Origin of the sequence: Bacillus sp. DB-2 (assembly GCF_003315125.1) — a bacterium.
GTDB lineage: Bacteria > Bacillota > Bacilli > Bacillales > Bacillaceae_G > Bacillus_A > Bacillus_A mycoides.
The window spans coordinates 181,097-205,750 of the sequence record NZ_QNRN01000008.1; the positions used below are offsets into that span (position 1 = coordinate 181,097).

Consider the following 24,654-nt stretch of genomic DNA (forward strand, 5'->3'; position numbering starts at 1 on the left):
TAATAAAAAGAAAAGACGGCAAAGCCGTCTGTTTCTTTCCATAGTTGTTTCATTTTACATTAATTAGCGAATGCAAGCAGCGCCAACGATAATTAAAAGGATAAACAACACAACGATTAAGGCGAAGCCGCTTCCAGATCCGCCACAAGAACCGCCATAACCGTAGGAAGGATATGAACAAGTTGTTGGATAGCAATATGAGTATCCGTACATGAGATGACCTCCTTTATCATTTCCCGCTAATACTGCGGTTACTATAATGTATGGAGGAATGATCAGAAATGTATAGGTATTTACCTATAAAAGGAAGAAGTGTTTGTATAATTTTCTTGAGAAGAGAGAAAAACTAAGGAGAATTAAATCGTTTACATATTATTCTAAGAGAAAAAATAAGTTAAAAAGGGAATAATATAACAGCAGGTTATTGCTTACTAATACAGATGTGAAAAATAAAAACACGTTTGTGTAGAGGAAACCGGCATATTATTTATAAAAAAACGTATTCAAAGTAATTGACATCGTAATTAGAATAGTTGTAAACTAAAAAACGTGATCAAGATTGTATTAATATGTTTTTGAAAAAACATTAGTACAGATTGTTAGGTACACAAATTTATTCTCAACCGACAAACAAATTTGTTGGTTTACATTGTTGCGCTTTCAGTCTAGCTAATAGATAGTGAAAGCGTTTCAGAATATGGTTCAAGAGAGGAAGAGGTGAACGGAATGGGTACTAAAACAAAAAAGACCCTATTTAATGTTGATGAGCAAATGAAAGCTATCGCAGCTCAATTTGAAACATTACAAATTTTAAATGAAAAAGGCGAAGTTGTGAATGAAGCAGCTATGCCTGAATTATCTGATGATCAATTAAAAGAATTAATGCGCCGTATGGTGTATACTCGCGTACTAGATCAACGTTCTATTTCTTTAAACCGTCAAGGACGTTTAGGTTTCTACGCACCAACTGCTGGACAAGAGGCTTCTCAATTAGCAAGTCATTTCGCACTTGAAGCAGAAGATTTCATCTTACCAGGATATCGTGACGTTCCACAATTAGTGTGGCACGGTCTACCATTATACCAAGCATTCTTATTCTCTCGTGGACATTTCATGGGTAACCAAATGCCTGAGAATGTAAATGCACTTGCTCCACAAATCATTATCGGTGCGCAAATCATCCAAACTGCTGGTGTTGCGTTAGGTATGAAATTACGTGGTAAAAAATCTGTTGCAATTACTTACACTGGTGACGGTGGTGCTTCACAAGGTGACTTCTACGAAGGTATGAACTTTGCGGGTGCATTCAAAGCTCCAGCAATCTTCGTTGTACAAAACAACCGTTATGCAATCTCTACTCCAGTAGAAAAGCAATCTGCAGCTAAAACTGTAGCACAAAAAGCAGTAGCAGCAGGTATTTACGGAATTCAAGTAGACGGTATGGATCCATTAGCTGTATACGCAGCAACTGCTTTCGCTCGTGAGCGCGCAGTAAATGGCGAAGGTCCTACTTTAATCGAGACTTTAACATTCCGTTATGGTCCACATACAATGGCTGGTGATGACCCAACTCGTTACCGTACAAAAGATATCGAAAACGAATGGGAACAAAAAGATCCAATCGTACGCTTCCGTGCATTCTTAGAAAACAAAGGCCTATGGTCTCAAGAAGTTGAAGAGAAAGTTATCGAAGAAGCAAAAGAAGATATCAAACAAGCAATTGCTAAGGCTGACCAAGCTCCAAAACAAAAAGTTACTGATTTAATGGAAATCATGTACGAAAAAATGCCTTACAACTTAGCTGAACAATATGAAATTTACAAAGAAAAGGAGTCGAAGTAAGCCATGGCTCAAATGACAATGATTCAAGCAATCACTGATGCTTTACGCGTTGAAATGAAAAATGATCCTAACGTACTTGTGTTTGGTGAAGACGTTGGTGTAAACGGCGGAGTATTCCGTGCTACTGAAGGTTTACAAGCTGAATTCGGTGAAGATCGTGTAATGGATACTCCACTTGCAGAGTCTGGTATTGGTGGACTTGCAGTTGGACTTGCACTTGAAGGCTTCCGTCCAGTTCCAGAAATCCAATTCTTCGGTTTCATTTATGAAGTAATGGATTCAGTTTCTGGTCAATTAGCTCGTATGCGTTACCGTTCTGGTGGACGTTGGACTGCTCCAGTAACAATTCGTTCTCCATTCGGTGGTGGTGTTCATACTCCTGAACTACATGCTGATAGCTTAGAAGGATTAGTGGCACAACAACCTGGTCTAAAAGTCGTTATTCCATCTACTCCATACGATGCAAAAGGTCTTTTAATCTCTGCGATTCGTGACAACGATCCAGTTATCTACTTAGAGCATATGAAATTGTACCGTTCATTCCGTCAAGATGTACCAGAAGGTGATTACACAATTGATTTAGGCAAAGCTGACATCAAACGTGAAGGTACAGATGTATCTGTTATCGCTTATGGTGCTATGGTTCATGCTGCATTAAAAGCTGCTGAAGAACTTGAAAAAGAAGGTATCTCTTTAGAGGTTGTTGACTTACGTACAGTTCAACCATTAGATATCGAAACAATCATCGCTTCTGTTGAAAAAACAGGCCGCGTAGTTGTAGTTCAAGAAGCTCAAAAACAAGCTGGTATTGCAGCTAACGTTGTAGCGGAAATTAACGACCGTGCAATCTTAAACTTAGAAGCTCCAGTTGTACGTGTTGCAGCTGCTGATACAGTATTCCCATTCTCTCAAGCTGAGAGCGTATGGTTACCAAACCATAAAGATATTGTTGAAGCTGTTAACAAAGTAATGAACTTCTAATTTTTAGTTTTTCATGTGCAAAAGAAATCAGCACATGCTGGTTTCTTTTGTACATATTCCATAATAATGAAATGAATCAGGGGGCTGAATTCCGTGGCATTTGAATTTAAACTACCAGATATCGGTGAAGGTATCCACGAAGGTGAAATCGTAAAATGGTTTATTAAACCAGGCGATGAAGTAAATGAAGACGATGTACTTCTTGAAGTACAAAATGATAAAGCAGTAGTAGAAATCCCTTCTCCTGTTAAAGGTAAAGTACTTGAAGTACTTGTAGAAGAAGGAACAGTTGCAATTGTAGGAGATACATTAATTAAATTTGATGCTCCTGGATACGAAAACCTTAAATTTAAAGGTGACGATCATGATGAAGCTCCAAAAGCTGAAGAAGCAGCAGTAGAAGCTCCAGCAGCGGAAACTACTCCAGCAGCAACTGCAGAAGTAGTAAATGAGCGTGTAATCGCTATGCCATCTGTTCGTAAATATGCTCGTGAAAAAGGTGTAGATATTCATAAAGTAGCTGGTTCTGGTAAGAACGGCCGTGTTGTGAAAACTGACATCGAGGCATTTGCAAATGGTGGACAAACTGTAGCAGCAACTGAGGCTCCAGCAGCAGTAGAAGCTACGCCAGCAGCAGCGAAAGAAGAAGCACCAAAAGCACAACCAATCCCAGCTGGTGAATATCCAGAAACTCGTGAGAAAATGAGTGGTATCCGTAAAGCGATTGCGAAAGCAATGGTTAACTCTAAGCATACAGCTCCTCACGTAACATTAATGGATGAAGTAGATGTAACAGAACTTGTTGCTCACCGTAAGAAGTTCAAAGCTGTTGCAGCTGACAAAGGTATTAAATTAACTTACCTTCCATACGTTGTAAAAGCTTTAACATCTGCATTACGTGAATTCCCAATGTTGAATACTGCTTTAGACGATGCTTCTCAAGAAATCGTTCATAAACATTACTTCAACATCGGTATCGCAGCTGATACAGACAAAGGTCTATTAGTACCAGTTGTTAAAGATACAGATCGTAAATCTATCTTTACTATCTCTAACGAGATCAATGAACTTGCTGGTAAAGCACGTGATGGTCGTTTAGCTCCAACTGAAATGAAAGGTGCTTCTTGCACAATTACAAACATTGGTTCTGCAGGTGGACAATGGTTCACTCCAGTTATCAATCACCCAGAAGTAGCAATCCTTGGTATCGGCCGTATCGCTGAGAAACCAGTTGTGAAAAACGGTGAAATCGTTGCAGCTCCAGTATTAGCATTATCTCTAAGCTTTGACCATCGTTTAATTGACGGCGCAACTGCTCAAAAAGCATTAAACCAAATTAAACGTCTATTGAATGACCCACAATTATTAGTAATGGAGGCGTAATAACAATGGTAGTAGGAGATTTCCCAATTGAATTAGATACAGTCGTTGTTGGTGCAGGTCCTGGTGGATACGTTGCGGCAATTCGTGCAGCACAATTAGGTCAAAAGGTAGCGATTATTGAAAAATCTAACCTTGGTGGCGTATGCTTAAACGTTGGATGTATTCCTTCAAAAGCGTTAATCAATGCAGGTCATCGTTATGAGAATGCAATGCATTCTGATGATATGGGTATCACTGCAGAGAACGTAAAAGTTGACTTTACAAAAGTTCAAGAATGGAAAAACGGCGTAGTTAAGAAATTAACTGGCGGTGTTGAAGGCCTTCTTAAAGGTAACAAAGTTGAAATCATTCGCGGTGAAGCTTACTTCGTAGATGCTAACACATTACGCGTAATGACTGAAGATGCAGCACAAACTTATACGTTTAAAAATGCTGTTCTTGCAACTGGTTCTACACCAATCGAAATTCCAGGATTCAAATACTCTAAACGTGTTATCAACTCTACAGGCGCTTTAAGCTTACCTGAAATTCCTAAAAAACTTGTTGTAATCGGCGGCGGTTACATCGGTATGGAATTAGGTACTGCATATGCTAACTTCGGTACAGAAGTTACTGTAGTAGAAGCTGGCGACGAAATCTTAGCTGGTTTCGAAAAAGCTATGAGCTCTGTTGTTAAACGTGCTCTACAGAAAAAAGGTAACGTAAATATCCATACAAAAGCTATGGCTAAAGGCGTTGAAGAAACAGAAACTGGCGTAAAAGTTAGCTTTGAAGTTAACGGTGAAATCCAAACTGTAGAAGCAGATTACGTATTAGTAACTGTAGGTCGTCGTCCAAACACTCAAGAAATCGGTCTTGAGCAAGTTGGAATTAAAATGACTGACCGTGGCATTATCGAAATTGATGAGCAATGCCGTACAAATATTTCAAACATCTATGCAATCGGTGATATCGTTCCTGGACCACCATTAGCTCACAAAGCTTCTTACGAAGGTAAAGTAGCTGTTGAAGTAATTAGTGGCCATGCATCAGCAATCGATTACATCGGAATTCCTGCAGTATGCTTCACTGATCCAGAATTAGCATCTGTTGGTTACACTAAGAAACAAGCTGAAGAAGCAGGAATGACAGTAGCTGTATCTAAGTTCCCATTCGCTGCAAACGGTCGTGCGTTATCATTAAACAGCACTGACGGTTTCTTACAACTTGTAACGCGTAAAGAAGATGGTCTTCTTGTAGGTGCACAAGTTGCAGGTGCAGGTGCTTCTGATATTATCTCTGAGATTGGTTTAGCTATCGAAGCTGGAATGACAGCTGAAGATATCGCTCAAACAATCCATGCTCACCCAACATTAGGTGAGATCACAATGGAAGCAGCTGAAGTTGCTCTTGGAATGCCAATTCACATTGTAAAATAATTTAAGTAATGTAAATACCCCATCTCTTATTTAAAGAGATGGGGTATTTTTATTTTCATGAAATGACTTGCAAGGTCTTTATATGTACTTGTCGAATGAATATATAATACTTTAAATGAACCGTTAGCATATATGCCGTTATATAATATGTAATTGATTCAAACTTAATCCCATATATTAATAAAATAGAGCATGTCAAAGGAGAAGGTTCCATGAGAATATTACATGTTATATTTTATCATTTTCTATTATGGAGTAGTTTTTCCATTGTATTAACATTATCGAATGGTGATAAGTTTCATTATAAAGTAATTCTCTTTTTTGTATTTCTTTATTTGGCATATGTGATTGCATGTTTTGTATTACACGTAAGAAAGCAGGCGTTATTCCTTACGTGTTCAAATTGCATACTTTTTTTAATCATATTCTCTATTTTTTAAATTAACGTTTATAGAAATACATTGTTCTTCCATTAAATAGTTGTAACTCTCCTTCTAATTTCTTCGCTAGAAAACGGCTAAATTCATTTGCTTTTCCTTTATCACCAAATGTTGCTGTAGTAGGCAAAGAAACCTGAATAAAAGATTGTTCCTTTTCTATTCCAATCCCAACATAAATAGAATCATATCGATCGTGACTCGATTGGAGTTTTAATGTTGTTGCTGATGTATCTAATATTTCATAAGGAAAAGCTGTATTTGTATAAGCATAATTAATTTGATCACCAGTCTTGGAAGTAACGGTTTTATAGTTATGAAAAAGGTGTTTAACATCTTCTATTGAAACAGATTGTTGATTGGATTTAGGTACAAGTGTGATAAAGGCGTGTTGCATACAAATTCCCCCTTAACTTAGTAGAATAATATCATTCTACATCCTACTGAATTTTTTGACAATTAAAAGGAGTATTACTTTTTTTGTTTAATATATTAATGAGTAGGAAGTGTTATTTAGAAAGGTGGAAACTCATGTTTGAAAAATTGTATGATGAGCATGAAAGTGTGAAGGTACGATTTTTAGGATTTATGACGCATGATACACGTTATGATTTTGGAGTTATTTATACAAATATGTTTTTTGGAAAGCCACTTATTGTTTGTATGCAAACAGGGAGATCTACTTTGCTTGGGAGAGATGATGTAGAAAATGTTCCATATATACAGGACACTTTTAAGTTAGGATCGGAAGAGGAGGCGGAGGAGTTAGCTCAGTTTTTTAAATTTCTTGTTCCGTCTACTTCTTTGCATGCGGAGTATGAAGAATAATTAACAAGAAACAGTCGTACGTATGAGATATGGCTGTTTTTTTGTGTTAATATCGCATACTAATTTAATTTTAAAATATTTAATGTGTTATACTAAAAACCTATTGACGTAAAAAGTATAACATATTAAAATAAAGACAGAAAGTTAAGCGGTTACAAAAGTTTTTGGGATTATAAACTTAGGGGGAAATGAAAAATGGGAACAATCGTATGTCAAGATTGTGAAGGTACAATTGCACACTTCGAGGATGAGAAAGTAACGGTACTTTACGGGAAATGTGGATCTTGCGGATGTGATCACACAGAACATACAAAAGCCCAATAATTGATAGGAAATTGACAGCTAAAAGTTTTTAGGACCATAAACTTAGGGGGAAATGAAAAATGGGAACAATCGTATGTCAAGTTTGCGAAGGAACAATCGGACATTTTGAGGATGAGAAAACGACAGTACTTTATGGGAAATGTGGTTCCAATTGTGACTGTGCTAGTAGAGACAATGCGAAAGCTTAATCATATATAAGTAGATTATTCTTAAAAATCAGGGGGAAATGAAGATGGGAACAATCGTATGCCAAGTTTGTGAAGGAACAATCGCACATTTTGAAGATGAAAAATCAACAGTACTTTATGGGAAATGTGGATCTCATTGCGAATGTGACCATAAAGAACATACAAAAGCTTAATAATTAAGAAAAAACGCCTACACATGTAGGCGTTTTTTTAATAGATTGTAGTTGTATGTCCGACTGTTGCAACAATTGCATCATCTCTAATAGGAATAAATCCTATTGATGTTTGTGGCGTGTTAGGAGGGGCATATTGGCTCATCATACGGCTATCAATACGAGTAATAAAATCGGTTAAATAAGCTGAAATAAAAGCATAAGGAATCCTTCGTTCATTTAATGAATAAATAATTTCCTCTTTCGTTTTTACGCCTACGCCATGTCCGTAAAAAAAGAAGTTTCCTAGATAGATTGTATTTTCTCCTTGCCACTCAATCGTAGCTGGATTAACTTGTGGGTTTTTAAAGTAAACGAGGTCACCTGGAACGATATCGCCACTCGTTTTTGTTATGAGCTTTAAGTCGCGATCGTAGTCCCATGTATAAAGTAAGAGGTTTGCGAATAGACGGTTGAAAGTTTTTTCCTCATATAATGATAGTAATGCTTTGTAAAAAATGATAATCATTGCGGTGGCACATTCAGTTCCATATAGTTTTCCGTTTTTAAAAATATCTTGGATGGCAATAGAAGGGGCTATGTTTGGGAGTAGTTGAAATCCGCCAAGTGATGTTCTTTCCCAAAACTGAGGGTTGCAAAAAGATTGTTGAAACGTACGAAACTGAAATCCACTTTGAAAAAGTTCTAGCGCGGAAGTAATAATATTAACTCGTAAATTAAGATCAAAGCTGAGTTCATCGGCTGTTCGGAAGGAATAAACTTCTTGATTTCCCGCCATTATGGATAAAATCTGTTGTTTTTCAGCTGCAAATGGCTCATATTCATTTGTGATATAAGGGTGTACAATAGAACGGCCTATCACAATCATAATGGTATCCCCACCTATACGTTACAGATTTCGCGATACGGGAAAGTCTATATTGGACTTTAGTCCGCCTTTAGACATAGGATGAAAGTATCGCTTTTTCATAGAAAAACATTTATCCCGCTATTTGCGGGCAGTAAGAATTCCGCCTCAAAATTCGGCTGGAGCCCTGCTGCCCGTAAACGCCCGATTGGTGAAGGCTAATAATCAGTGGGGATGAACAAAACCCCACTGATTAAAGTTTCACTTTATATTTTGGTAGACTTTAACTACAGACAAGTACAAGTCTTTAAAACGCCAATGTGTTCTTTGAATAAAGATAGCATAGGGAGTTCGATAGCCGAATTCAAGCTATCGGTAAAATGATATGTGTCGTCAAGAACAAGACGCTAAAACACCTGAACACGAATCTGTACGGTATGGTATAGTACCGTAGCTCACGAACCTATACGATCTGTTGTGAGAGTGGTGATGGCACACCGCAATCTTGCACGTCAGCGATACCAGAAATGGATTTCGCCTTAGGTAGCAAGAATCCCACTGATGTTAGTCAGCTTGCCCCATTAGGGTGGGAATGTCAAATTCTTTAGTATCGTATGAAAAAAAGAGAAAAAAGGTGAAAGAAAAGCCTATCAACTGATAGGCTTGTACTCTTTAATAACACGTAATGTTTGTAATGTCATATCTTCAGGACCTTGTACAGGTAACCCAGCTTCTAAATTTTTAAGAATATACTCTAAGTTATCTTGTGTAATAATTTCCCCCGGAGTAAAGATTGGAATCCCTGGCGGATAAACCATAACAAAATCAGCTATAATACGACCTGCTGCGTTTTCAAATGGAATGACTTCTGTTTCTGAATAAAAAGCATCTCTAGGAGAAAGTGCTAGCACAGGTATTTCTGGTATTTCTACTTGTACTTGCACACCTTTGTCTGCTCTATTTCTATATGTTGCTGCTAAATCTTGTAATGCTGTGATAAGTGTATCTGTTTCACTTTCTGTATCTCCAAATGTGATAAGACAAAGTATGTTATATAAATCAGAGAGTTCTACTTCAATGTTGTAATGTTCTCTAAGCCATACTTCAGCCTGATGGCCTGTAATACCTAAATCTTTTACAGATACAATTATCTTTGTAGGATCATAGTTAAAAGTAGCATCTGTTCCTAGCATTTCTTTTCCGGGACAATAAAGATGCTCAATAGCATTAATAGCATCACGAACATGCTCAGCTAATTGTATTGTTTGTTCTATGAGAGCTGTTCCTTCGGTAGCAAGACGTTTTCTGGCAACATCAAGAGATGCTAACAAAATGTAAGAAGTTGATGTAGTCGTAAGCATGCTAATAATGGATTGAACATGTTTTACGTTAACAAGACCCTCTTTTACATTAAGAATAGAGCTTTGGGTTAAAGACCCTCCTAATTTGTGAACACTTGTTGCTGCCATATCTGCACCCGCTTGCATAGCTGATATCGGCAGTTCATCATGAAAATGGATATGAACACCGTGAGCTTCATCAACAAGTACAGGAATATCGTAAGAATGAGCTAATTCTACAATTTGCTCTAAGTCTGCAGCAAACCCAAAATATGTCGGATTTATAACAAGTAAGCCTTTCGCATCTGAGTGCTCTTCAAGAGCTTTTTTGACAGATTGAATTGTGATTCCATGTGAAATACCGAGCTTCGGATCAATCTCAGGATGCATGAAAATTGGTTTTGCACCTGAGAAAATAATAGCGGACATTACTGATTTATGCACATTCCGTGGCACAAGGATTTTATCCCCAGGACCGCAAACGCTCATCACCATTGTCATAATTGCACCACTTGTACCTTGAATAGAAAAGAACGTATGATCTGCACCGAAAGCAGCGGCTGCTAAATCCTGTGCTTCTTTAATCATACCCTTTGGATGATGTAAATCATCGAGCGGCGCAATATTAATTAAATCAATTGCTAATGCATTATGCCCAATAAACTCGCGAAATGTAGGATCCATGCCCTGTCCTTTTTTATGACCAGGAATATGGAATTGAACTGGATTTCGCTTACTGTGCTCAACTAAAGCGGTAAACAATGGTGTTTCGTATTGGGACAATCTATACACCCCTTCTTCTTCGTAATATTTATTAGAGTTTGTTTTATATGATTTCATCTCATTCTAAAAGCAAATTAAGATGGCAAACTTTTAGAACGTGACTTGTTTTTCTGCCATTCGCAAAAGCCTTTTTGGGGATGGTAGTCTCACTTTATTCTCTATAAAACAAAAGCATTATATCACCAATAATTATAGATGTATAGAAAAATCGCATTTTCAAGGTGAGTATGTTTAATAGTTATATTTTAAATACTGCAAAGAGGAAGACAATTCCATTGAAATGGATAAATGGTGTATAATGCAGAGTGGCTATAGTGAAGAATAAAAGGTTGTCTTAAAGGTAGCATAATGGAAAAAGAAAGAATACTGAATGAGGTGCAAAAATGGAATATCAATATCCACTTGATTACAATTGGTCAAATGAAGAAATGGTAGCAGTTGTAAAGTTTTATGAAGCGATTGAAAAGGTATATGAAAAAGGAGTTTTGAGAGAAGATTTGATGGAATCATATCGTCGTTTTAAAGAGATTGTGCCATCGAAGGCAGCGGAGAAAAAAATTGATAAAGAATTTCAAGAAGTAAGTGGATATTCTATATATCGTACGATTCAAAAAGCAAAGGAAGTAGCAGAAAAAAAGATTGTTAAAATGTAAAAATATTTTGAAAAATAAAATATGAAGTGCTATAATGTGATAACAACTAAAAACGGACAATATAAATTGTCCGTTTTCTACTATCGATTACAAAGTGCATATAAAGGAAGGAGTGGTTGCATCGTAGATTCAATCTTAGCAAGGAATTGTTCGTTGGTCATTGCTGAAAACTCCTCTGGTGATATATGAATACCGACTAATAACTCTGCTTTTTTCACAGTAGCTAAACGTTCAATCATCTTTTGTAAGTCTTCCGTTTCAAGCGTTTTATGTAGTTTTACACCTGGTTTAGTATGGTCAATGGACCAAACGAAGTCATTTGGAATATTTGTTTTTAAATCATTTAAATGTTCTAAGAAGGCGTGAGCCGTCTCCACTTTTTGTGGACACTCATAGATTAAACCAAAGTATATGAAGGCGTGAGTACCCCATAAACCAATTTGAAAGTGTGGTAACATTTTATATCCACGTTTATTTGTTGAAAAAGCAACCCAAGTATCGTTTGGTGGATTGACTTTGCGGCGTGCATGTTTTGCTACATGGTAGAAAAAGTTTTCATCAGTTTGTTGTGATAAATATTCTGCAAATTGTTCCCCTAAAGCTTCTAGCTTAGGATGAATATTCGTTTTAATTGCGCTCATTCGTTCTTCAAGACCATCAACAGTAAAGACTTCAAAATCAGTTGATGTGAATGTTTGTAGTGTCATGATTGTTCCTCCAACTCCTATTTTGTTTTAATTTTAGCATAGCTTGTACTATTCATAAAAAAAACAGCACAAAAAAATTTAAATAAAAAAATATAATTTTGTTGCATAGATGATTTATCCAACATAGTATAGTATAAAACAAAAAATCAGAAAATTGAATCAATTCTAGTCCGAGGGCAGACGAATATTGGGAGGAGGCAAAAAAATGAGACAGGTGATTAATGCGTTAAAGAGAACAGATGCTGAAAAGAGAATTCCGGTGCTACGTTTGGAGCTAGATTATGAATTAGCAACTTTATATGATGCGATGATGGATAACGACAAACAGAAAAAAGAAGAGTGCGTACAAAAATTAGAAGTGTTAAGACTTGAAATGATCCGTTTAGAAGCGTAATAATAGTATATGTATAAATAATTAGTTGGTGCGAACCTTATAAAGGGTTCGTTTTTTCTGTGAACAGTATAGATCGGAGTGTTTAAACATGCAAGAAGTATGGAAAGACATCGATACACACGCGAAACAGTGGATTCGAGAAGCTGGAGAACATTTAATGGCGTCACTGAAAAAAACACTTATTATAGAAACAAAGTCAAATGCAGCTGATCTAGTAACAAATATGGATCGAGAAACGGAGCAGTTTTTAATTGGGAAAATTAAAGAAACATTCCCACATCATAATATTTTAGGAGAAGAAGGCTACGGAGATGAGATTACCTCTTCTAATGGGGTTGTTTGGTTAATTGATCCAATTGACGGCACGATGAACTTTGTTCATCAAAAAAGAAATTTCGCAATCTCAATCGGGATTTATGAGAACGGTATCGGAAAGATTGGTCTTATTTATGATCCAGTTCATGACGAACTATATCATGCGGTAAAGGGAGAAGGGGCTTTTTGCAATGATTTAGCTATTCCCATGTTGGAAAAAGGAACGGTAGAGCATGGAGTTATAGCTTTGAATGCGATATGGCTTACTGATAATCCATTGCTTAATATGGAAAAAATGATGATGCTCGTTAAGAAGGCGAGAGGTACGAGGTCATATGGTTGTGCAGCGTTAGAAATGGTATATGTTGCAACCGGAAGATTAGATGCATATGTGACACCGCGCTTATCACCATGGGACTTTGGCGGGGGACAGATTATTGTAGAAGAAGTTGGCGGTAAAGTGACAACGTTCTTGGGAACGCCTCTTTCTATTGTAGAGAAAAGCAGTGTGTTAGTTGCAAAACCAGGAGTATACGAAGAATTATTACCATTTGTATCGCAATAATGAAAAAAAGTAAGAGGCATAAAGAAGCTTCTTACTTTTTAATGTTATTGCGATTTACGCATTTTTCTTTTTGTTACAAAACCGTATCCAACTGTAACAAATGTGCCGATAATGCAAATAATAATGCCGATGGGACTATTTTCAGCAACCATAATTCCGATACCAATTAAGAAGATAACACCGATAATTGCTGTTAATAAAAAGCGATATTGAATGTGTTCCATTTCTTCACCCTCCAATCTTATTTTACTTTCACAAAAGTAAGAATACAACTATATTTTCATTCTTGATTTTATTTTGATTGCCATTGTATCCCCTTCGCTCTTATAATAGAGAAGGATTAAAAAGACATTAGGAGTTGGACATGTTGAAAAAACGACAAGATTTACGAAATATAGCAATTATTGCCCACGTTGACCATGGTAAAACAACACTTGTTGACCAGTTATTACGTCAAGCGGGGACGTTCCGTGCGAATGAACATATTGAAGAACGCGCAATGGACTCAAATGATCTAGAAAGAGAACGTGGTATTACAATTTTAGCGAAGAATACTGCGATTCACTATGAAGATAAAAGAATTAACATTTTAGATACACCTGGTCACGCTGACTTCGGTGGAGAAGTAGAACGTATCATGAAAATGGTTGATGGTGTTCTACTTGTTGTTGATGCATATGAAGGTTGTATGCCACAAACACGATTTGTTTTAAAGAAAGCTCTTGAGCAAAACTTAACTCCAATCGTTGTTGTAAACAAAATTGACCGTGACTTCGCTCGCCCTGATGAAGTAGTTGATGAAGTAGTCGACTTATTCATCGAACTTGGTGCAAACGAAGATCAATTAGAGTTCCCAGTTGTATTTGCATCAGCAATGAACGGAACAGCAAGCTTAGATTCAAATCCAGCAAATCAAGAAGAGAATATGAAATCATTGTTTGACACAATTATTGAACATATTCCAGCACCAATTGATAACAGCGAAGAGCCACTTCAATTCCAAGTAGCACTTCTTGATTACAATGACTATGTTGGTCGTATCGGAGTTGGACGCATATTCCGTGGTACAATGAAAGTAGGACAACAAGTTGCATTAATGAAAGTTGACGGAAGTGTAAAACAATTCCGTGTAACTAAATTATTTGGTTACATTGGATTAAAACGTCAAGAAATTGAAGAAGCAAAAGCTGGAGATTTAGTAGCTGTTTCAGGTATGGAAGACATTAACGTAGGTGAAACGGTATGTCCGGTTGAGCATGAAGAGGCTTTACCATTATTACGTATTGATGAGCCAACACTACAAATGACATTCCTTGTAAATAATAGCCCGTTTGCAGGTCGTGAAGGTAAATTCATTACTTCTCGTAAAATTGAAGAGCGTCTTCGTTCACAATTAGAGACAGATGTAAGTTTACGTGTAGATAATACAGATTCTCCTGATGCATGGATCGTATCTGGACGCGGAGAGTTACATTTATCTATCTTAATTGAAAACATGCGTCGTGAAGGTTATGAACTACAAGTATCTAAGCCAGAAGTAATTATTAAAGATGTTGATGGCGTAAGAAGCGAGCCTGTAGAGCGCGTACAAATCGATGTGCCTGAAGAATACACTGGTTCTATTATGGAATCAATGGGCGCACGTAAAGGTGAAATGTTAGATATGGTGAATAACGGAAATGGTCAAGTTCGCCTTACTTTCATGGTTCCGGCACGTGGTTTAATTGGTTACACAACAGAATTCCTAACATTAACTCGTGGTTACGGTATTTTAAACCATACATTTGATTGCTACCAACCAGTACATGCTGGACAAGTGGGTGGACGTCGCCAAGGTGTTCTAGTTTCACTTGACACAGGAAAAGCATCACAATATGGTATTATGCAAGTTGAAGATCGCGGTGTAATCTTCGTTGAACCAGGTACAGAAGTATATGCTGGTATGATCGTTGGAGAACATACACGTGAGAATGATTTAACAGTTAACGTTGTAAAAATGAAACAACAAACTAACATTCGTTCTGCGACGAAAGATCAAACTTCATCAATGAAAAAACCACGCTTAATGACTTTAGAAGAGTCATTAGAGTACTTAAACGATGATGAGTTCTGTGAAGTAACTCCAGAATCAATTCGTCTACGTAAAAAGATTCTTGATAAGAGTGAGCGCGAAAGAGCTGCTAAGAAAAAGAAATCTGTTGAAGCATAAAATAATAAAACAGCTACCTTTTATAAAGGTAGCTGTTTTTTTGTTTTTTTGTTTTTTTGTTTATTTTTTTAGAATATTTACTCTTTTTTTGTGGACAGTATTTTTTTTGCGAGTTACTCTTGTATTAAGTACATAAAGAGAATTTGTTTCATGAGAAGGGGTGAAAGATAGTGTTAGAAAGAATGTCATTTTTCGCGAAACTTTGTAAAGTTGATGAAAATCCAGAGTTAGGGATGTGGTTGCTTTATGGAACAATAATTTTATTAAGTGCACTTGTATATAATTTAGGATTTGCAAGGAAGCTATCGGTACTAAAAAATATAGTGATATATATTTCTTTAGCAATTGGATGCACGGTATTAACTTTTTTTGCAGTTTTTTTACCCGTTGGAGAGGGACTCGTTGTAGCGGCAATTGTACTTGGAATTTATAGACTGCGTTTACGTCAAGCTAAACAACAAAAAACAGGGTGAAAAAAGGAGGGGTTTTCATGCGCTCAGTACAAGATGCATTATATAATTGGTTAACAATTAAAACGGTTGCGGAAGCACGTCCAGATGATAGAGCTGCACAAGAAACGTATGTATTATTTCAAAATATGATATATGAAGAGCATAAATTACGAAATGTAGAAGTTGAAAAGAACGAGGAAATGTATTTGATTACATATGAAATTGATGGAGAAATAAGGTGTGCAAGATTTCCGGTAGAAGCCATTGATTGTTTTTTGGATCAGATGAATCGTGAACCAGAAAAATACAAATAAGTCCTTATCTATATGATTAAGGACTTATTTCCGGTTTACCAATCGTCTTCTACTTTTTTATCACGATATAATCGGAAATTACCACTCGCATGGCGTTCCGTAGTACGCTCTGCAATTCGTTCCGTACATTCCATGCACATATATGTATGAATAGGGCGATTACGCAGTTTTTTTGCCATAGGATTTTCGTCATCTAACATATCTTTTTTATCACAAATCATACATTTGACTCTCATTTCGTCACCTCAATACGAATTCTATCAGTATAAGTATATCATGGAAGTATAATGTTTTTGAATAATAGCGGGAAAAAATAATATTTTCGCAATTCGAAAAATAGGTTATGATAAGGATATATAAATAATATTTGGAGGTGGAAATATGGCGAATGTAGTTGAGCCTACATTGACAGGTGATTTAGTACAATCTTTGCGTAAAGAGTGTATCGTTATGATAGCAACAACAGATTTCGAAAAACAAATTCCTAACGTAAGTGCTATTTCTTGGGTATATGCAGTGAGTGAAACTAGTATTCGATTTGCGGTAGATCAACGCTCACGTATTGTGGGGAATATACGGCATAGTGCAGGGGTTGTATTGACTATAATGGCGAATGAATCCGTATTTTCCATAAGTGGTGAAAGTGAAATTTTAACAGATAGAATGGAAGGGATTCCTCTAAAATTAACGGTAGTAGAAGTGAATGTACAAGAAGTTCGTGATGTTATGTTTTATGGTGCGAAACTTGCTACTGAACCAACATATGAAAAAACATATGATCTTCGAGCTGCTAAAAAGCTTGATAACCAAGTATTAGTAGGAATGAAAGAATTATAAAGAAGATGAATAGGAACATCGTTCATAAACTTTTACAAGTGAGTATTGTGATTTAATGTGAAAAATTATAATAAAAAGTAATATATTGAATAGAAATGAATAAAAAATAAAGAAAAGGTTTAATTTCTATGAATTTCGATTCTACCTCGTTTTTACGGTACATATAATTATAACAATGGTTCGTCCATATTTTATGGATGAAACCCTTGTTCTACAAATTTAAAAGTGGAGTCAGGGGGTAACAGGTTGGATAAAATTTATGTGTTAGATACGAATGTACTTTTGCAGGATCCTTTATCTATTTTTTCATTTGCAACAAATGAAGTAGTGATTCCAGCAGTTGTATTAGAAGAGGTTGATTCGAAAAAACGTTATATGGATGAAGTAGGACGAAATGCTCGCTATGTATCTAAGTTAATCGACAAATTTCGCGAAATAGGAAAGCTGCATGAAAGTATTCCGTTAGAAAACGGCGGTACATTTCGTATTGAATTAAATCATCGCTCATTTGTTCAACTGCAAGATATTTTTGTAGAAAAAACAAATGATAATCGAATTTTAGCGGTAGCGAAAAACCTCTCTTTAGAAGAACAAGAAAAAGAGGACGGGAAATCAGTTATTTTAGTAAGTAAAGATGTACTCGTAAGGGTAAAAGCTGATGCAATCGGATTGCAGGCCGAAGATTATTTAAGTGACCGAGTAATCGAAGTGGAAAATATATATTCAGGATTTTTAGAAGGGTATATATCAAAAGAACAGTTAGATTATTTTTATGAAAAAGGTGAACTACCTTTATCTGAAATCGCAAATCATCCTTTTTATCCAAATCAGTTTGTTGTAATGAAAGATGCACTAGGGGGTTCTAGTTCTGCACTTGGGATTGTGGATCATTTAGGTAAGAAGGTAAAAAAACTTATTTTTCACAATGAACAAGTGTGGGGGATACGCCCACGAAACGTGCAGCAAATTATGGGATTAGAATTGCTACTTCGGGAAGATATTCCACTTGTAACGTTAACCGGAAAAGCCGGTACAGGAAAAACGTTACTTGCATTAGCTTCGGGACTAATGCAAACGGAAGATTTAGGTTTATATAAAAAACTACTTGTCGCGAGACCAATTGTACCGGTAGGAAAAGATATAGGTTATTTACCAGGAGAGAAAGAGGAAAAATTAAGACCGTGGATGCAGCCGATTTTTGATAATCTAGAGTATTTATTCAACACGAAAAAGCCTGGGGAGCTAGATGCTATTTTAGCTGGGATGGGTTCGATTGAAGTAGAAGCGCTTACCTATATACGCGGGAGAAGTATTCCAGACCAGTTCATTATAATTGACGAGGCACAAAATTTAACGAAGCATGAAGTGAAGACGATATTAACAAGGGTAGGCGAAAAAAGTAAGATTGTATTAATGGGGGATCCTCAGCAAATTGATCATCCGTATTTAGATGAATATAATAACGGTTTAACATATGTCGTAGAGAAGTTTAAAGAACAACGTATTAGTGGTCATGTAAAGTTTGTTAAAGGAGAGCGTTCTAATTTAGCACAACTAGCAGCGGATTTATTATAAAAAGGAGTGAGCTTAAGCTCACTCCTTTTTTGCCTTTTAATTATACAATTTAAATGATTGTAAATTTACGGATGTTACGAATCGGATTTTGTCTATTAGATCCATCATGGAAATATAGATGAACAGGCCCGTCTTCTCGTAATGGTTTACCTTCTTTTGAAAAACCGAGAATAGCTTTATGGGCTGTTTCTAACGGAAGTGTAATTGTATTGTCTGTTGTTTCAATTTCGACTTGAGTAGCATCTTCTAAAATTTCAGCATTTTTTAGAAATGGATGAAGTGGTATGCCAAATGTCCCGTTAATAAGCTGTTCTTTTTTATATTTCTTTACACTTTGTTGTATTGGCGGGAAGGCAGCACCATCACGGATTTCGCGATCCCAATGCTCTGAAGTATGCTTTAAGTATGTTTCTAATTCGGATGAGTCTTCTCTAGTTTCATCAAAGTAAGTTGTCAAATCTATTTTTCGATCATCGAAAATCCATACAGTTGGATCGATAGTGATTGGAAAACGAACTTTTCCATTAATAAATAAAATTTCGCTCATTGTTGTTCCCCCATTTGTGTTATACTCCCACTTTTCAGTATAATAGTATTAGGCACTGTTGTCACAAAAAATGTTTCTATTGCAATTTATTAAAACTATCGCTAATATTAATAGATATGAGAGAGTAGGACGGAAACGGAGGGAATCAATTTGGCGTCTGAGACAGTATCAAATCATCAGGAAAAGGCACTAGCCCTTCTACAAGCGGATGCAGAGAAGATTTTAAGACTTATTAAGGTACAAATGGACAATCTTACAATGCCGCAATGTCCATTATATGAAGAAGTTTTAGACACACAAATGTTTGGACTATCCCGCGAGGTCGATTTTGCGGTTCGCCTTGGTCTTATTGGAGAAGAACAAGGGAAAGCAATGTTAGGAGAGCTCGAACGTGAGTTGTCTGCACTTCATGAAGCATTTACAAACAAACAACAATAACGGGTTCAAATAAGGGGGCTCAAACTGAAATAGTTTGGGCTTTTTATTTGTATAATAAAGAAGGAAGAACCTATATACATATGGAATACAACAATAATTAAATTGAAACAGAAAGAGGAAATGAAATGAAAAAAGTATGGAAATCGATGGATTATTCCTTATTACTTCCTCTTGTTATCTTATGTGTGCTGGGAGTTATAATGGTATATAGTTCTAGTTCCATTGTTGCGATTTCGAGGTTTGATAAACCAGCAAATTTCTTTTTTAAAAGACAATTAATGACTTTGGCTGCTGGGACAATCATATTAATAATTATCGCTACTATCCCATATAAAGTGTGGAGGAAACGAATTTTTTTATTAGGGAGTTATGGTATTAGCATTGCATTATTAGCGGCAGCTGCATTTTTCACTAAGACAGTAAACGGCGCAAATGGATGGATATTTGGAATACAGCCTGCAGAATTTGTGAAGATAACTGTTATCCTCGTATTGGCTCATTTTTTTGCGAAAAGGCAAGAAACGAATACGCCTGTTTTGAAAGGATCGGGACCGGTACTTTTTGGTGTTGGTTTAATCATGGTTTTAATTTTAAAGCAAAATGATTTAGGTACCGATTTGTTAATTGCAGGAACAGTAGGAATTATGTTTCTTTGTTCGGGAGTGCGGATTAATTTATGGATTAAACGAATTGTTTTAACTTCTATAGTATGGGTTCCGGCACTATATATTCTCGGTAATTATGCATTAAATCCATACCAAAAGGCACGGTTTTCAGTTTTTCTTGATCCATTTAACGATCCTCAAAATGATGGGTTCCAATTAATAAATTCTTTTATTGGAATTGCTTCAGGAGGGTTAAATGGTCGAGGGTTAGGGAACAGTGTCCAAAAATATGGATACTTACCAGAGCCGCAAACAGATTTTATTATGGCAATTATATCTGAGGAGCTTGGTTTTATAGGTGTAGCTGTCATTTTAATCTGTTTGTTACTTATTATTGTTCGAGCATTTAGGATTGCACAAAAGTGCAAAGATCCGTTTGGAAGTTTAATAGCAATTGGAATTGCAAGTTTGTTTGGAGTTCAAACTTTTATAAATGTTGGTGGTATGTCTGGGTTAATACCGCTTACAGGGGTACCATTACCGTTTGTAAGTTATGGTGGTAGTTCTTTATTGGCTAATTTACTTGCAATGGGTATACTGTTAAATATTGCTAGTTATGTAAAACGACAAGAGAAACAACAAAACGAATTGACTAATGAAATAGAACAAGGTGGACCGCATCTTGTTGTTGTAAAATAAAAAACGCATTGAGCTCTAGAGTTCAATGTGTTTTTTATTTTTTTAGGTTTTAAATGTGATACAATATTAATTCTCTTGAAACAAAAAGTATATTACATTTAAGTAAATGTGATATACAATATTGTTGTTAGAAAAGGAAGAGGTATGCTATACTATTTTTGTGAAACAAATTGAACAGAAAACTTATCATTTGTTGAAAAATAAGGTATGATGGATAAAAATAAAGTGAAGCTTTCTAAGTATAATATAATGTAGAAAGTGAAGAACTTCACGCTCTGTAGAGTGTGTATGTATTTTATCTCTAGAGTGGTAGGAAAATAGAGGGGGAAAATCATGACAAAGCTGCAACGTATTCAAAAAGTATTGGTAGCTAACCGTGGAGAGATAGCAATTCGTGTGTTCCGAGCATGTTCAGAACTTGGACTAAACACAGTTGCGATCTATTCTAAAGAGGATAGCGGTTCTTATCATCGCTATAAAGCCGATGAGTCCTATTTAGTTGGGGAAGGGAAAAAGCCAATTGATGCTTATCTAGATATTGAAGGCATTATTGAGATTGCGAAAAGTAATCATGTAGATGCAATCCACCCTGGATATGGTTTCTTGTCAGAGAATATTCAATTTGCAAAACGTTGTGAAGAAGAAGAGATTATCTTTATCGGTCCAAAAAGTAAGCATTTAGACATGTTTGGAGATAAAGTTAAAGCAAGAACACAAGCGCAGCTAGCACAAATTCCAATTATTCCTGGTAGTGATGGTCCAGTAAATTCAATAGAAGAAGTTGAAGAGTTTGCTGAAAAGTATGATTACCCGATTATTATTAAAGCATCCCTTGGTGGCGGCGGTCGCGGTATGCGTATTGTACGTGCTAGTGAAGAATTAAGAGAATCGTATAATCGCGCGAAATCAGAAGCAAAAGCAGCCTTTGGTAATGATGAAGTGTACGTTGAAAAATTCGTTGAAAAACCTAAACATATAGAAGTACAAATTTTAGCAGATGAAGAAGGTAATGTTGTTCATTTGTATGAGCGTGATTGCTCTGTACAACGACGCCATCAAAAAGTAGTTGAAATTGCACCGAGCGTGTCGCTTTCAGATGATTTGCGTCAGCGTATTTGTGATGCTGCAGTAAAGTTAACGAAAAATGTAAATTATTTAAATGCTGGAACGGTAGAATTCCTTGTAAAAGGTGATGAGTTTTACTTCATTGAAGTAAACCCACGTGTTCAAGTTGAACATACGATTACAGAGATGATTACAGGAGTGGATATCGTTCAATCGCAAATTTTAATAGCTGATGGACATGCATTACATAGCAAAATGGTAGGTGTTCCTAAGCAAGAGGAAGTGGTTGTGCATGGATTTGCAATCCAATCTCGTGTAACGACTGAAGACCCACTAAATAATTTCATGCCGGATACAGGGAAAATTATGGCGTACCGATCAGGCGGTGGTTTTGGTGTTCGTCTTGATACAGGTAATAGTTTCCAAGGTGCAGTTATTACACCGTACTACGATTCTTTACTTGTAAAAGTTACTACTTGGGCACTTACTTTTGAACAAGCCGCTGCAAAAATGGAACGTAACTTAAAAGAATTCCGTATTCGTGGTATTAAAACAAATATTCCATTCTTAGAGAATGTAGTAAAACATAGAAACTTCTTATCGGGAGAGTATGATACTTCATTTATTGACGCGTCACCTGAACTATTCTTGTTCCCGAAACGTAAAGACCGCGGAACAAAAATGTTAAATTATATTGGTACAGTAACAGTAAATGGCTTCCCAGGAGTAGGGAAAAAAGAGAAACCAATTTTCCCAGATGCTCGTATACCAAATGTGATACACTCAGAGCCAATGCAAAATGGAACGAAACAAATTTTGGATGAGCGTGGAGCGGATGGATTAGTAAAGTGGGTACAAGATCAAAAGCGTGTACTTTTAACTGATACAACATTCCGTGATGCACATCAGTCATTACTTGCAACTCGTGTTCGTACAAAAGATTTACATCACATTGCAGAGCCGACAGCGAGAATGTTACCAAACTTATTCTCAGCGGAAATGTGGGGCGGTGCAACGTTTGATGTTGCATATCGTTTCTTGAAAGAAGATCCATGGGAACGATTACTAGATCTTCGTGAAAAAATGCCAAACGTTTTATTCCAAATGTTACTTCGCTCTTCAAACGCAGTAGGTTACAAAAACTATCCAGATAATTTAATTCAAAAATTTGTGGAATGTTCTGCTCAAGCTGGAATTGATGTGTTCCGTATTTTTGATAGCTTAAACTGGGTAGAAGGCATGAGAGTTGCAATTGATGCTGTACGAGATACTGGTAAAATTGCAGAAGCGACAATGTGTTACACAGGAGATATTCATGACCCGTTACGTAGTAAATACGATTTAAATTATTATAAAAACTTAGCAAAAGAGTTGGAAGCATCAGGAGCTCACATTTTAGGAATTAAAGATATGGCGGGCTTACTAAAGCCAAACGCAGCATATGATTTAGTTTCAGCATTAAAAGAGACGGTGTCGATTCCAATTCACCTGCATACACACGATACGAGCGGAAATGGTATTTTAACGTATACAAAGGCAATTGAAGCAGGTGTTGATATTGTCGATGTAGCGGTGAGTTCAATGGCTGGTCAAACGTCACAACCAAGTGCGAATACACTATACTATGCGTTGGGTGGAAACGAAAGACAGCCAGATGTTAATATAGACTCATTAGAAAAACTATCTCATTATTGGGAAGATGTACGTAAATACTATGCTCCATTTGAAAGTGGTATGAATGCTCCTCACACAGAGGTATATATGCATGAAATGCCGGGTGGACAGTATAGTAATCTTCAACAACAAGCAAAAGCAGTTGGCTTAGGAGATCGCTTTGATGAAGTTAAAGTGATGTATCGCCGTGTTAATGATATGTTTGGCGATATTGTAAAAGTAACACCATCATCTAAAGTTGTCGGTGATATGGCATTATTTATGGTTCAAAATCACCTAACAGAACAAGATATTTTAGAACGTGGACATGCTATGGACTTCCCAGGATCTGTTGTTGAAATGTTCTCTGGAGATTTAGGACAACCATATGGTGGTTTCCCGAAAGAATTACAAAAAATTATTTTAAAAGGGAAAGAGCCATTAACAGTAAGACCGGGTGAATTATTAGAACCAGTAGATTTCGATGCTTTAAAAGAAGAGTTATTCCACAAACTTGGACGCGAAGTAACAATTTTTGATGTAGTCGCATATGCATTGTATCCAAAAGTATTTATGGACTACGAAAAAGTTGCCGGGATTTATGGAAATGTATCTGTGCTTGATACACCGACATTCTTCTATGGTATGAGACTTGGTGAAGAAATTGATGTGGAAATCGAGCAAGGTAAAACATTGATGGTTAAACTAGTTTCCATTGGGGAGCCACAGCCAGATGGAAATCGTGTGCTTTACCTGGAGTTTAATGGACAACCGCGTGAAATCGTAGTGAAAGATGAAAGCGTGAAATCAACTGTTGCACAGCGTGTGAAGGGGAATCGTGAAAATCCAAATCATATTAGCGCAACGATGCCGGGAACTGTTATTAAAGTAGTTGTAAAAGAAGGCGATGAAGTGAAAAAAGGTGATTCCATGGCAATTACAGAAGCTATGAAAATGGAAACGACGGTTCAAGCGCCATTTAGTGGTAAAGTGAAAAAAGTATATGTAAATGATGGGGATGCAATTCAAACGGGAGATTTACTCATTGAATTAGATCATTAAAATAAAGAAAAAGAGCTGTG

28 protein-coding genes are annotated in these 24,654 nt (G+C 36.5%); 20 read left to right on the forward strand and 8 right to left on the reverse strand.

From position 1 onward, the window contains the following. Positions 1-63: 63 nt before the first annotated feature. Positions 64-213: a YjcZ family sporulation protein gene (locus DET63_RS15765; protein ID WP_002014847.1), complete on the reverse strand. Its 150-nt coding sequence runs from the start codon at positions 211-213 to the stop codon at positions 64-66. A 513-nt stretch (positions 214-726) separates the two neighbouring features. Between DET63_RS15765 and pdhA the strand changes: the two genes are divergently transcribed. The 5 genes from pdhA to DET63_RS15790 all read left to right on the forward strand — a co-directional run bounded on the left by pdhA (position 727) and on the right by DET63_RS15790 (position 6,064). Further along, positions 727-1,842 carry a pyruvate dehydrogenase E1 component subunit alpha gene (gene pdhA / locus DET63_RS15770; protein WP_000536893.1) on the forward strand — a complete coding sequence of 372 codons (1,116 nt, stop codon included), beginning with the start codon at positions 727-729 and terminating at the stop codon, positions 1,840-1,842. A 3-nt stretch (positions 1,843-1,845) separates the two neighbouring features. Beyond that, on the forward strand, positions 1,846-2,823 hold the full coding sequence (pdhB, locus tag DET63_RS15775) for a pyruvate dehydrogenase complex E1 component subunit beta (RefSeq protein ID WP_000068162.1): 978 nt from the start codon (positions 1,846-1,848) through the stop codon (positions 2,821-2,823). Between the two features lie 93 nt (positions 2,824-2,916). Continuing rightward, the gene (gene pdhC, locus DET63_RS15780; protein ID WP_113937181.1) at positions 2,917-4,206 is read left to right on the forward strand and encodes a pyruvate dehydrogenase complex dihydrolipoyllysine-residue acetyltransferase; all 1,290 of its coding nucleotides are present in this window, start codon (positions 2,917-2,919) and stop codon (positions 4,204-4,206) included. 5 nt (positions 4,207-4,211) lie between these two features. Beyond that, entirely contained in the window at positions 4,212-5,624 is a 1,413-nt protein-coding gene (gene lpdA / locus DET63_RS15785; RefSeq protein WP_002014851.1) for a dihydrolipoyl dehydrogenase, read from the forward strand. A 212-nt stretch (positions 5,625-5,836) separates the two neighbouring features. Continuing rightward, a complete protein-coding gene (locus DET63_RS15790) occupies positions 5,837-6,064 on the forward strand; it encodes a hypothetical protein (protein ID WP_113937182.1) in 228 nt (75 codons plus the stop codon). A gap of 1 nt (position 6,065) precedes the next feature. Here DET63_RS15790 and DET63_RS15795 read toward each other — a convergent pair whose 3' ends face one another. Further along, on the reverse strand, positions 6,066-6,458 hold the full coding sequence (locus DET63_RS15795) for a DUF1885 family protein (protein ID WP_002014853.1): 393 nt from the start codon (positions 6,456-6,458) through the stop codon (positions 6,066-6,068). Positions 6,459-6,592: 134 nt separating this feature from the next. Between DET63_RS15795 and DET63_RS15800 the strand changes: the two genes are divergently transcribed. The 4 genes from DET63_RS15800 (at position 6,593) to DET63_RS15815 (ending at position 7,574) form a co-directional block, all read left to right on the forward strand. Further along, a complete protein-coding gene (locus DET63_RS15800) occupies positions 6,593-6,889 on the forward strand; it encodes a DUF3055 domain-containing protein (protein ID WP_113937183.1) in 297 nt (98 codons plus the stop codon). Between the two features lie 195 nt (positions 6,890-7,084). Then, the gene (locus DET63_RS15805; protein WP_000536778.1) at positions 7,085-7,213 is read left to right on the forward strand and encodes a GapA-binding peptide SR1P; all 129 of its coding nucleotides are present in this window, start codon (positions 7,085-7,087) and stop codon (positions 7,211-7,213) included. 59 nt (positions 7,214-7,272) lie between these two features. Continuing rightward, positions 7,273-7,401, forward strand: a complete 129-nt coding sequence (locus tag DET63_RS15810) for a GapA-binding peptide SR1P (protein ID WP_002033839.1) — start codon at positions 7,273-7,275, stop codon at positions 7,399-7,401. A gap of 44 nt (positions 7,402-7,445) precedes the next feature. Next, positions 7,446-7,574, forward strand: a complete 129-nt coding sequence (locus tag DET63_RS15815; protein ID WP_000536785.1) for a GapA-binding peptide SR1P — start codon at positions 7,446-7,448, stop codon at positions 7,572-7,574. A gap of 37 nt (positions 7,575-7,611) precedes the next feature. Here DET63_RS15815 and DET63_RS15820 read toward each other — a convergent pair whose 3' ends face one another. Together DET63_RS15820 and speA are read right to left on the reverse strand one after the other, a co-directional pair. Further along, positions 7,612-8,442, reverse strand: a complete 831-nt coding sequence (locus DET63_RS15820; RefSeq protein ID WP_002066931.1) for a protein-glutamine gamma-glutamyltransferase — start codon at positions 8,440-8,442, stop codon at positions 7,612-7,614. A 629-nt stretch (positions 8,443-9,071) separates the two neighbouring features. Continuing rightward, positions 9,072-10,544, reverse strand: coding sequence for an arginine decarboxylase (gene speA / locus DET63_RS15825; protein WP_002128878.1), 1,473 nt, complete (start codon positions 10,542-10,544; stop codon positions 9,072-9,074). A 383-nt stretch (positions 10,545-10,927) separates the two neighbouring features. On the opposite strand from speA, the gene DET63_RS15830 reads away from it, so the two are divergent. Continuing rightward, the gene (locus DET63_RS15830; protein ID WP_113937184.1) at positions 10,928-11,197 is read left to right on the forward strand and encodes a UPF0223 family protein; all 270 of its coding nucleotides are present in this window, start codon (positions 10,928-10,930) and stop codon (positions 11,195-11,197) included. An 80-nt stretch (positions 11,198-11,277) separates the two neighbouring features. On the opposite strand, the gene DET63_RS15835 is transcribed toward DET63_RS15830, so the two are convergent. After that, positions 11,278-11,904 carry a YktB family protein gene (locus DET63_RS15835; protein ID WP_002014864.1) on the reverse strand — a complete coding sequence of 209 codons (627 nt, stop codon included), beginning with the start codon at positions 11,902-11,904 and terminating at the stop codon, positions 11,278-11,280. 205 nt (positions 11,905-12,109) lie between these two features. Here DET63_RS15835 and DET63_RS15840 point away from each other — a divergent pair, with 205 nt between their 5' ends. Both DET63_RS15840 and DET63_RS15845 read left to right on the forward strand, forming a co-directional pair. Next, positions 12,110-12,298 carry a hypothetical protein gene (locus DET63_RS15840; RefSeq protein ID WP_002121995.1) on the forward strand — a complete coding sequence of 63 codons (189 nt, stop codon included), beginning with the start codon at positions 12,110-12,112 and terminating at the stop codon, positions 12,296-12,298. Positions 12,299-12,386: 88 nt separating this feature from the next. After that, the gene (locus DET63_RS15845) at positions 12,387-13,178 is read left to right on the forward strand and encodes an inositol monophosphatase family protein (RefSeq protein WP_002138115.1); all 792 of its coding nucleotides are present in this window, start codon (positions 12,387-12,389) and stop codon (positions 13,176-13,178) included. A gap of 44 nt (positions 13,179-13,222) precedes the next feature. On the opposite strand, the gene DET63_RS15850 is transcribed toward DET63_RS15845, so the two are convergent. Beyond that, positions 13,223-13,402 carry a DUF5325 family protein gene (locus tag DET63_RS15850; protein WP_000400129.1) on the reverse strand — a complete coding sequence of 60 codons (180 nt, stop codon included), beginning with the start codon at positions 13,400-13,402 and terminating at the stop codon, positions 13,223-13,225. A gap of 140 nt (positions 13,403-13,542) precedes the next feature. On the opposite strand from DET63_RS15850, the gene typA reads away from it, so the two are divergent. The 3 genes from typA (at position 13,543) to DET63_RS15870 (ending at position 16,153) form a co-directional block, all read left to right on the forward strand. Further along, positions 13,543-15,387 carry a translational GTPase TypA gene (gene typA / locus DET63_RS15855; RefSeq protein ID WP_002066916.1) on the forward strand — a complete coding sequence of 615 codons (1,845 nt, stop codon included), beginning with the start codon at positions 13,543-13,545 and terminating at the stop codon, positions 15,385-15,387. 170 nt (positions 15,388-15,557) lie between these two features. Further along, positions 15,558-15,860, forward strand: coding sequence for a YlaH-like family protein (locus tag DET63_RS15865; protein WP_002014795.1), 303 nt, complete (start codon positions 15,558-15,560; stop codon positions 15,858-15,860). A 17-nt stretch (positions 15,861-15,877) separates the two neighbouring features. Then, positions 15,878-16,153, forward strand: coding sequence for a hypothetical protein (locus tag DET63_RS15870; RefSeq protein WP_002014793.1), 276 nt, complete (start codon positions 15,878-15,880; stop codon positions 16,151-16,153). A gap of 35 nt (positions 16,154-16,188) precedes the next feature. Here DET63_RS15870 and DET63_RS15875 read toward each other — a convergent pair whose 3' ends face one another. Beyond that, positions 16,189-16,389: a YlaI family protein gene (locus tag DET63_RS15875; protein ID WP_002088318.1), complete on the reverse strand. Its 201-nt coding sequence runs from the start codon at positions 16,387-16,389 to the stop codon at positions 16,189-16,191. A 145-nt stretch (positions 16,390-16,534) separates the two neighbouring features. Here DET63_RS15875 and DET63_RS15880 point away from each other — a divergent pair, with 145 nt between their 5' ends. Next, entirely contained in the window at positions 16,535-16,990 is a 456-nt protein-coding gene (locus DET63_RS15880; RefSeq protein ID WP_002014791.1) for a PNPOx family protein, read from the forward strand. A gap of 246 nt (positions 16,991-17,236) precedes the next feature. Beyond that, on the forward strand, positions 17,237-18,565 hold the full coding sequence (locus DET63_RS15885; RefSeq protein WP_002088317.1) for a PhoH family protein: 1,329 nt from the start codon (positions 17,237-17,239) through the stop codon (positions 18,563-18,565). Positions 18,566-18,614: 49 nt separating this feature from the next. Here the strand turns inward: DET63_RS15885 and DET63_RS15890 are convergent, their stop codons facing one another. Then, positions 18,615-19,112 carry a peptidyl-prolyl cis-trans isomerase gene (locus DET63_RS15890; RefSeq protein WP_113937186.1) on the reverse strand — a complete coding sequence of 166 codons (498 nt, stop codon included), beginning with the start codon at positions 19,110-19,112 and terminating at the stop codon, positions 18,615-18,617. A gap of 150 nt (positions 19,113-19,262) precedes the next feature. Between DET63_RS15890 and DET63_RS15895 the strand changes: the two genes are divergently transcribed. From DET63_RS15895 to pyc, 3 genes are all read left to right on the forward strand, one after another. Further along, positions 19,263-19,550: an Fpa/YlaN family protein gene (locus DET63_RS15895; RefSeq protein ID WP_002088314.1), complete on the forward strand. Its 288-nt coding sequence runs from the start codon at positions 19,263-19,265 to the stop codon at positions 19,548-19,550. Between the two features lie 125 nt (positions 19,551-19,675). After that, positions 19,676-20,854 carry an FtsW/RodA/SpoVE family cell cycle protein gene (locus DET63_RS15900; RefSeq protein WP_113937187.1) on the forward strand — a complete coding sequence of 393 codons (1,179 nt, stop codon included), beginning with the start codon at positions 19,676-19,678 and terminating at the stop codon, positions 20,852-20,854. Between the two features lie 333 nt (positions 20,855-21,187). After that, entirely contained in the window at positions 21,188-24,634 is a 3,447-nt protein-coding gene (gene pyc / locus DET63_RS15910) for a pyruvate carboxylase (protein WP_113937188.1), read from the forward strand. Positions 24,635-24,654: the final 20 nt, after the last annotated feature.

Bases quoted from the DNA above. Each gene is read 5' to 3' on its own strand.
- DET63_RS15765 (WP_002014847.1), bottom strand. From the start codon at position 213: ATGTACGGATACTCATATTGCTATCCAACAACTTGTTCATATCCTTCC.
- pdhA (WP_000536893.1), top strand. From the start codon at position 727: ATGGGTACTAAAACAAAAAAGACCCTATTTAATGTTGATGAGCAAATG.
- pdhB (WP_000068162.1), top strand. From the start codon at position 1,846: ATGGCTCAAATGACAATGATTCAAGCAATCACTGATGCTTTACGCGTT.
- lpdA (WP_002014851.1), top strand. From the start codon at position 4,212: ATGGTAGTAGGAGATTTCCCAATTGAATTAGATACAGTCGTTGTTGGT.
- DET63_RS15790 (WP_113937182.1), top strand. From the start codon at position 5,837: ATGAGAATATTACATGTTATATTTTATCATTTTCTATTATGGAGTAGT.
- DET63_RS15795 (WP_002014853.1), bottom strand. From the start codon at position 6,458: ATGCAACACGCCTTTATCACACTTGTACCTAAATCCAATCAACAATCT.
- DET63_RS15800 (WP_113937183.1), top strand. From the start codon at position 6,593: ATGTTTGAAAAATTGTATGATGAGCATGAAAGTGTGAAGGTACGATTT.
- DET63_RS15805 (WP_000536778.1), top strand. From the start codon at position 7,085: ATGGGAACAATCGTATGTCAAGATTGTGAAGGTACAATTGCACACTTC.
- DET63_RS15810 (WP_002033839.1), top strand. From the start codon at position 7,273: ATGGGAACAATCGTATGTCAAGTTTGCGAAGGAACAATCGGACATTTT.
- DET63_RS15815 (WP_000536785.1), top strand. From the start codon at position 7,446: ATGGGAACAATCGTATGCCAAGTTTGTGAAGGAACAATCGCACATTTT.
- DET63_RS15820 (WP_002066931.1), bottom strand. From the start codon at position 8,442: ATGATTGTGATAGGCCGTTCTATTGTACACCCTTATATCACAAATGAA.
- DET63_RS15830 (WP_113937184.1), top strand. From the start codon at position 10,928: ATGGAATATCAATATCCACTTGATTACAATTGGTCAAATGAAGAAATG.
- DET63_RS15835 (WP_002014864.1), bottom strand. From the start codon at position 11,904: ATGACACTACAAACATTCACATCAACTGATTTTGAAGTCTTTACTGTT.
- DET63_RS15840 (WP_002121995.1), top strand. From the start codon at position 12,110: ATGAGACAGGTGATTAATGCGTTAAAGAGAACAGATGCTGAAAAGAGA.
- DET63_RS15845 (WP_002138115.1), top strand. From the start codon at position 12,387: ATGCAAGAAGTATGGAAAGACATCGATACACACGCGAAACAGTGGATT.
- DET63_RS15850 (WP_000400129.1), bottom strand. From the start codon at position 13,402: ATGGAACACATTCAATATCGCTTTTTATTAACAGCAATTATCGGTGTT.
- typA (WP_002066916.1), top strand. From the start codon at position 13,543: ATGTTGAAAAAACGACAAGATTTACGAAATATAGCAATTATTGCCCAC.
- DET63_RS15870 (WP_002014793.1), top strand. From the start codon at position 15,878: ATGCGCTCAGTACAAGATGCATTATATAATTGGTTAACAATTAAAACG.
- DET63_RS15875 (WP_002088318.1), bottom strand. From the start codon at position 16,389: ATGAGAGTCAAATGTATGATTTGTGATAAAAAAGATATGTTAGATGAC.
- DET63_RS15880 (WP_002014791.1), top strand. From the start codon at position 16,535: ATGGCGAATGTAGTTGAGCCTACATTGACAGGTGATTTAGTACAATCT.
- DET63_RS15890 (WP_113937186.1), bottom strand. From the start codon at position 19,112: ATGAGCGAAATTTTATTTATTAATGGAAAAGTTCGTTTTCCAATCACT.
- DET63_RS15900 (WP_113937187.1), top strand. From the start codon at position 19,676: ATGAAAAAAGTATGGAAATCGATGGATTATTCCTTATTACTTCCTCTT.
- pyc (WP_113937188.1), top strand. From the start codon at position 21,188: ATGACAAAGCTGCAACGTATTCAAAAAGTATTGGTAGCTAACCGTGGA.